The 6,295-nt window shown below is 58.9% G+C and carries 8 protein-coding genes; 3 read left to right on the top strand and 5 right to left on the bottom strand.

What is annotated here, in order from left to right; all coding sequences use genetic code 11:
* The 3 genes from ruvA to VGL70_02200 all read right to left on the bottom strand — a co-directional run.
* Positions 1–427: Holliday junction branch migration protein RuvA (gene ruvA / locus VGL70_02210; GenBank protein ID HEY3302331.1), on the bottom strand; the 427-nt coding region annotated here is incomplete at its 3' end.
* A 6-nt stretch (positions 428–433) separates the two neighbouring features.
* A complete protein-coding gene (ruvC, locus tag VGL70_02205; protein ID HEY3302330.1) occupies positions 434–955 on the bottom strand; it encodes a crossover junction endodeoxyribonuclease RuvC in 522 nt (173 codons plus the stop codon).
* A 77-nt stretch (positions 956–1,032) separates the two neighbouring features.
* Positions 1,033–1,779: a YebC/PmpR family DNA-binding transcriptional regulator gene (locus VGL70_02200; protein ID HEY3302329.1), complete on the bottom strand. Its 747-nt coding sequence runs from the start codon at positions 1,777–1,779 to the stop codon at positions 1,033–1,035.
* A gap of 120 nt (positions 1,780–1,899) precedes the next feature.
* Here VGL70_02200 and VGL70_02195 point away from each other — a divergent pair, with 120 nt between their 5' ends.
* The gene (locus VGL70_02195) at positions 1,900–2,565 is read left to right on the top strand and encodes a septal ring lytic transglycosylase RlpA family protein (GenBank protein ID HEY3302328.1); all 666 of its coding nucleotides are present in this window, start codon (positions 1,900–1,902) and stop codon (positions 2,563–2,565) included.
* Positions 2,566–2,722: 157 nt separating this feature from the next.
* On the opposite strand, the gene VGL70_02190 is transcribed toward VGL70_02195, so the two are convergent.
* Positions 2,723–3,529, bottom strand: a complete 807-nt coding sequence (locus VGL70_02190) for an MBL fold metallo-hydrolase (protein HEY3302327.1) — start codon at positions 3,527–3,529, stop codon at positions 2,723–2,725.
* Positions 3,530–3,669: 140 nt separating this feature from the next.
* Here VGL70_02190 and VGL70_02185 point away from each other — a divergent pair, with 140 nt between their 5' ends.
* Together VGL70_02185 and VGL70_02180 are read left to right on the top strand one after the other, a co-directional pair.
* Entirely contained in the window at positions 3,670–4,746 is a 1,077-nt protein-coding gene (locus tag VGL70_02185) for an extracellular solute-binding protein (protein ID HEY3302326.1), read from the top strand.
* Between the two features lie 81 nt (positions 4,747–4,827).
* Positions 4,828–5,766, top strand: a complete 939-nt coding sequence (locus VGL70_02180; GenBank protein ID HEY3302325.1) for an ABC transporter substrate-binding protein — start codon at positions 4,828–4,830, stop codon at positions 5,764–5,766.
* A 72-nt stretch (positions 5,767–5,838) separates the two neighbouring features.
* Here the strand turns inward: VGL70_02180 and VGL70_02175 are convergent, their stop codons facing one another.
* Positions 5,839–6,252, bottom strand: coding sequence for a PPOX class F420-dependent oxidoreductase (locus VGL70_02175; GenBank protein HEY3302324.1), 414 nt, complete (start codon positions 6,250–6,252; stop codon positions 5,839–5,841).
* Positions 6,253–6,295: the final 43 nt, after the last annotated feature.

Here is a 6,295-nt window from a genome sequence, read left to right as displayed (position 1 = left end):
CGGTCGCGATCTCCTGCGCCGGCAAGGATATCACTTTGTCCCTAAGCTCGACGACCATTCGCTCCGCGAGTTTCTTCCCCACTCCGGGAATAGAAACCAGCCGCGCCTGATCGCCTTCTCTCAGCGCCCTTGCCAGATCATCGGCCGGAATTCCGGAAAGAACCGTGACGGCGAGCTTCGGCCCGATGCCGGCGACGCTGTTAAGCAGCAGAAATACCTGCTTCTCCTCGGGCTCGAGAAAGCCAAAGAGCTGGAGCGCGTCCTCCCGAAGATGAGTGTAGGTGTAGAGGCGGACTTTTTCTCCCAGATCGGGCAAGCGGTAGAAGACGGTCACGGGAATGAAGATCTGATATCCGACTCCCCCGACATCGACCGTGACTTCGCCGGGAGCTTTGTGCGCGAGGGTTCCGCTGATCCTGCCGATCATCCGTTCTCACCGGCGCGCCGCGCGCAAACCTCCCGGCGCCGATTCCTGGATCCGGGAATGAAACGCGCGCTGATGGAGATAGCAGATCGCGGCGGCCAGGGCGTCGGCCGCGTCCGCGGGGATCGGCTCCGGCACGTGTAGAATAGAAGCCACCATCTTCTGCACCTGCTCCTTGCTGGCCTGGCCGTAGCCGACGACGGCGAGCTTGATCTCTGCGGTCGCGTATTCGTAGAGCTCGATGCCGCGCTCCGCGGCGGCCAGAACGGCGACGCCGCGCGCCTGGCCCAATTTGAGCGCGCTCGCGGCGTTGCGCGCGAAAAAAACTTTTTCCAGGCTTACGCCCTGGGGCTCGTAGCGCGCGAGAATTTCTTGCAAGCCGTGATAAATCCGCTTCAGCCGGTTTCCCTGTCCTGCGCCCGACGACGACCCGATGGTGCCGTGATCGAGGTGGACGAGCGAGCCGCCCACCATCTCGACCACGCCCCATCCGGTCGCCACCGTGCCGGGGTCGATGCCCAAAATACGCAAGATACGATGGTCACGATGGACCCGCTCGCGCCTTTTGGATGAATCCGCGTCCAGGGTCTGCCCCAGCCTGCGAGTCATTAACTGGCTTTCTCTAAGAATTCGGTGGGAATGTTGAAGTTGGCCGAGACGTTTTGCACGTCGTCATGGTCCTCGAGCTCTTCGGTAAGCTTCAAAATTTGCTCCACGTGACTCGCGCCCACGGTGACGGTGTTCTTGGGAATCATCGTGACCTGCGCGGTTTCAGTCGGGATCTTCTCGTGCTCCAGCGAGTGGCGGATCTTGTGGAAATCCTCGGGCGGGGTGATGATTTCAAACAGGCCGTCTTCTTCGCGGACATCCTCCGCTCCGGCTTCCAGCGCCAGACTGAACAATCGCTCCTCGTCGACCTTGGACTTGTCCACGGTGATCAGGCCTTTTTTGTCGAACATCCAGGCGACACAGCCGTTCTCGCCGAGGTTCCCGCCGTGGTTGGTGAACAGACGCCGGATCTCCTGCACCGTGCGGTTCTTGTTGTCCGTCAGCACCTGGACCATGATGGCGGCGCCGCCGGGCCCGTATCCTTCGTATTGAACTTCCTCGTAGTGAACGCCTTCGAGCTCGCCGGTTCCTTTTTTGATCGCGCGGTCGATGTTTTCGGCCGGCATGCTGTTCGACTTGGCGGTCAGTACCGCGGTTCGGAGCCGCGGATTCGCGTTGATATCGCCGCCGCCCATGCGCGCGGCGACGGTGATTTCCTTGATGAGCTTGGTGAAGAGCTTGCCCCGCTTCGCGTCCTTGGCCGCTTTTTTATGTTTGATGGAGCTCCACTTGGAATGACCGGACATATGACGAAACCTCTTTTGTGATGGTCTAAGCTAGCACAATCCAAATCGCCGGTAAACGGTCCTTTCTGCGGCGACGTATTTCCTTCCGTCCCCCGACACCTTCGTGTATATTCAAGGACAATGATCAAGAGAATCTTCCCGTCCGGCATTCCGGCCTGCTTGATCCTGTCATGCCTCGCCGCCTGTTCTTTGCCCGTCACAAAAACCAACCTGCCGACATCAGGCCGGCCCACGCAGACCGGCATCGCGTCATGGTACGGGCCTGGTTTTCACGGCAAGCTCACCGCCAGCGGCGCGGTTTACGACCCGCGCGATCTCACCGCCGCTCATCAGACGCTGCCCTTGGGCACGCGCGTCATGGTCGTCAATTTGAAAACCGGCCGATCGACGGAGGTCACCATCACCGATCGCGGCCCGTTTGCCAAAGGACGGATCCTCGATCTCTCCTATGCCGCCGCTCAATCTTTGGGAATGATCGGCTCGGGCACCGTTCCGGTGCGCATCGAGGTGATCGACGGACCCGCCAGGATCGAAAAAATCCGCGACCGATTGGATTATACTTTGCAGATCGGCTCCTTCGCCGACATGGAAAACGCCGCCAAGCTGAAAGACCAGCTCGGCAACAGCTTGGCACAACCGTCGGAGGTGACGATCGTCCCCTTCCGCAGGAATGAGAGTACCTACTATCGTGTGCAGGCGGGAATTTTTTCCAGCCGGAGCGACGCCGAGGCCCAAGCCAAACAATTCGTGAGCCAGGGACTACCCGTCGTGATCATGGAGAAGTAAGACAAAACTGAGATTCTTCGCGGAGCCTACCCTGAGCGGAAAAGAGAGATGCTTCGCTTCGTTCATATTTCAGCATGACAGAAAGTGAAGGGCTCAGCATTACTCCTTAGGGGATTGTCATCCTGAACGAAGTGAAGGATCACTCCGAAAATTCCCATTACGCCGCCGCCAGAACGTAGCGCCCGCCCTCTCGTCTCACCCGCCCCTCTTTGATGAGCTTCAAAAGATGCGCCTCGACCGAGAGCCGCGCCATCGGATGAAGAGCGGCGGGAGTGTCGGCGTAGATCCGCGCCGTGATGGCGGAAATCTTCTGCTCGCCTTCGCCGAGACACTTGAGCACCTCTTTCTCGCGCATCAACCGGTGGTCGATATACTCTCTGATTTTGCCGTAAGGATCGTTCACCTCGGGCCCGTGGCCGGGCAGCAGGCGGCGGATTTCCAGCCCCAGCAACTTTTCCAACGAGTTGATGTAATCGGCCATGTCGCCGTCCGGCGGCGGGATCACGGTCGTGCCGCGGCCGAGAATGTGGTCGCCCGTCAGCAAATCTTTCAATTCCGGCTCGTAGAAGCAGCAGTGGCCGGACTCGTGGCCGGGCGTGTGGACGACCTTGAGCTTGCCGCCGTCGTACGGAATCTCGTCGCCTTCGCCGTAGGTAAAATCCTCCTCGCCGACGTACCCCGCGCGGAGCCGTGAAATCCCCAGCTTGGCGCCTGAGCGTTTCTTCAGCGCCAGCGCGCCGCCTGAGTGGTCGCTGTGAATGTGCGTGAGCAGGATCTTTTCGATCTTCTTCCCGCCCATCGCCTCCGCCCGCTCGATGATGCCATCGATGTTAGCGGGCGATGAGAGCGCGACGTCGACGACGGTGATCTCGTCTTTGCCGAGAAGATACTGGTTGGTGCCTTCGAGCGTAAGGTAACCCGGATTGGAGGCGGTGAAGTGGCAAATCTGTCGCGGATTTTTCATATCCATAACTACTGTACCACAACTGCGCTGACCGAAGGAACGTGAACGGCGCGGCGCGCTGATTGTTTTCTACCGGCGAAAGAGATAAATGTTCTGACGGCACGGCGAGGCGAAGATTTCCCGCAGCTAAGGAGCGCAGCATGCTTTGGCTTCGACGACTCAAAGTTCTCATCGTCGTTTCGTCTCTGCTCCTTCCTGTCTCGGCGACCGCCCAGGATTCCGAGAAGCTCTACCAGAAGCTGGAAGGCCTTTCACCGCAGCAGCGTCAACAGGTCCTCGTCGAAGGCGCCAAGAAAGAAGGCTCTTTGACGCTTTACGCGGTCTTTGTGCGCGAGATGATCGAGCAGCTACTCGCCACCTTCAGCAAAAAATATCCGTTCATCAAGACGCAGTTCATCCGCGAGGGACGGGGCGAGGCGCTCGCCGACCGCTATTTGACGGAGTATCGCGCGGGGCGGCACATCGCCGACGTCTTTGCCGGCGGCGACAACGTCGCCCTGTCCTTCACGGAGGCCGACGTGCTGGCGAAGCATCGCTCTCCCGAATGGAAATATTTTTCCAAGGACTACAAAGACAAGGACGGCCGCTGGACGACTATCTTCATCTCGGAATGGACGTTCGGCTACAATACGAGGTTTATCGATCGCAAGCGGCTGCCGAAAACCTATCTCGATCTCCTCGATCCTTACTGGAAGGACAAGATCGGGCTGGATCCTCTCCCGAACAATTTCATCCGCGGCGCGCTCAAGGCCTTCGGCAAGGAAAAGGCCCAGGATTTTTTCCGCAGGTTGGTCGAGACTCAGAACATCCAGTTTCGCCGCGGACGCACTTTGCAAATACAGCTCCTCGCGGCGGGCGAGATCTACTCCTCCCCCGAGCTCAGGCTTTCGCTATTGAAGGAGCTCAAGCAAAAAGGCGCGCCGGTCGATTATCACTTCGCCTATCCGTTTGTGGTGACGCTCGCCGCGGCGGGGGCTTTCAAGACCGCGCCTCATCCGCACGCCGCCGCGCTGTTCGTCGATTTCGTCCTCTCCAAAGAAGGGCAACAGTTCCTGGTCGATCGGGAATTCACGGTCATGCGCGAGGGCATGACCAAGCTCGACCCCGAAGGCATCAAGAACATGGTGCTTCTGGACCTGGAGTTCCGAAAGTCGAGCGACGATCTGGTCGAGAAAATCGCCAAGGAGACTTTCGCCCGCCGGTCGCGGGTGCGCTGACGATCTTTCCTTTATAAGCCGCACGGCGGTCACCCCTTTCCAATTCACGCTCGGCGGAGCCTTGGGAAAAGGAGGAGGCACATGCGTTTTCTCCCGTACGGATTGATGGCATGGTTTTTTTTGTGCGCCGGAACCGTAACGGCCGCCGAGAAATTCTACATCAGCATCCCAGGCCCTACCCTCAGTTACACGCATCTCTACTACGGCCAGGAAAAAGGTTTTTTCGCGCAGGAAGGCTTGGACCTCCAGGTGCTGGTGGTGCGCGGGATCATCGGCATCAGCAGCCTCATGTCGGGCGAGATCGACGTCACCTGCCACGCGGGAAGCGGTTTTGCCGCCGCGCTCCGCGGCCTGCCGGTCAAAGTTATTTCGGTCTCGCACGACCGGCCGCTTCACGAGCTGATCGTCGCGCCGTCGATTACCACGGGCGCCGACCTGAAAGGAAAACCGATCGCGGTGGGCTCTCTCGAAGGAACCGCGGCGGTGATCACGCGGCGCGTGCTTCAGGCCAAAGGACTGGACCCCGCGAAAGACGTGACCTTGCTGAGCATGGACACGACGGTGCGTCTGCAATCATTGCTCACCGGTAAGGTCGCCGGCGCGATGATGACGCCGCCATCGACTTATTTGGCGCAAGACCAGGGCTATCGCGTCCTGGCCCGCGGCAAAGACCACCTGCGCTATCTTCAAACCGGCGTGGTCACGACGGACGCAAACATCAAACAGAAGCGGGAAAAAATCGTCCGCTTTCTGCGTAGCTGGAACCGGGCGGTAAAATTTTATCAGGACAATCCCGAGATCATGATTCCCTACATCCAGAAAAAGCTTGGCGTGAAAGAGCTCGAGCTTGCGCGCAGAATGTACAAGGAGGACGTTGAGACCCTATCGCTGACCGGCCGTTTGGAACCGGACGTCGAGAAGGAAATTCTTGAGACGGGCAGGGAAGCCTTGAAGATCAAGGAACCTGTAGCCGCGGACAAGATTTTCGATTTCTCGATGGCCGACGCGGCGCTTAAATAATGTTGAATTATGAATTCTGAGTTCTGAGTTTCGCTTTTTTCTTTTCATCTTTCATCCTTCAGCCCTCATCCTTCATCCTTTTTTGTCCGGTCCCGCGCTTTCGATGACGATCCTGAGCGCCACGCGGCGCTGCTTTTCCATCGTCCGTCGGTATTCGCTCCAATCGGCATGCTCGCCTTTGACCTGCCTGTGCCAATGGATCAGCGGATCCAGCGCTTCCGGCAGCGAAAGGATATCCGCCCTGCCGCTGATCTGAATCCACTGGGAGCCGTGGAAGGCGTCGGTAAAAACGCAGAGCGCAGCGCGCGGGTCGCGCCGGAGATTTTTTATCTTGTAGGCGGTCTCGCGGCTGGTGACGAGGACCCGCCCTTCGTTGTCGAGTGCGGGCGACACCGGCGACATCTGCAGCGCGCCGTCCCGCTTGCGCGTAACCAGCACGCCGCGATGGTGCTGCGATAAAAATATCTGCGCTTCAGCTATGTCCATTCTCGTTCGTCCCCCTCTGCTCTTCGAAAGTGGCGATTGTATG

It is taken from the genome of Candidatus Binatia bacterium (assembly GCA_036504975.1).
GTDB lineage: Bacteria > Desulfobacterota > Binatia > UBA9968 > UBA9968 > JAJPJQ01.
The sequence above is the reverse complement of the archived record's forward strand: the minus strand, read 5'-3'. Positions and strand labels throughout refer to the sequence as shown.

Excerpts from the sequence above, each read along its gene's own strand:
- VGL70_02200 (HEY3302329.1), bottom strand. The coding sequence starts at position 1,779 with ATGTCCGGTCATTCCAAGTGGAGCTCCATCAAACATAAAAAAGCGGCC.
- VGL70_02195 (HEY3302328.1), top strand. The coding sequence starts at position 1,900 with ATGATCAAGAGAATCTTCCCGTCCGGCATTCCGGCCTGCTTGATCCTG.
- VGL70_02190 (HEY3302327.1), bottom strand. The coding sequence starts at position 3,529 with ATGAAAAATCCGCGACAGATTTGCCACTTCACCGCCTCCAATCCGGGT.
- VGL70_02185 (HEY3302326.1), top strand. The coding sequence starts at position 3,670 with ATGCTTTGGCTTCGACGACTCAAAGTTCTCATCGTCGTTTCGTCTCTG.
- VGL70_02180 (HEY3302325.1), top strand. The coding sequence starts at position 4,828 with ATGCGTTTTCTCCCGTACGGATTGATGGCATGGTTTTTTTTGTGCGCC.
- VGL70_02175 (HEY3302324.1), bottom strand. The coding sequence starts at position 6,252 with ATGGACATAGCTGAAGCGCAGATATTTTTATCGCAGCACCATCGCGGC.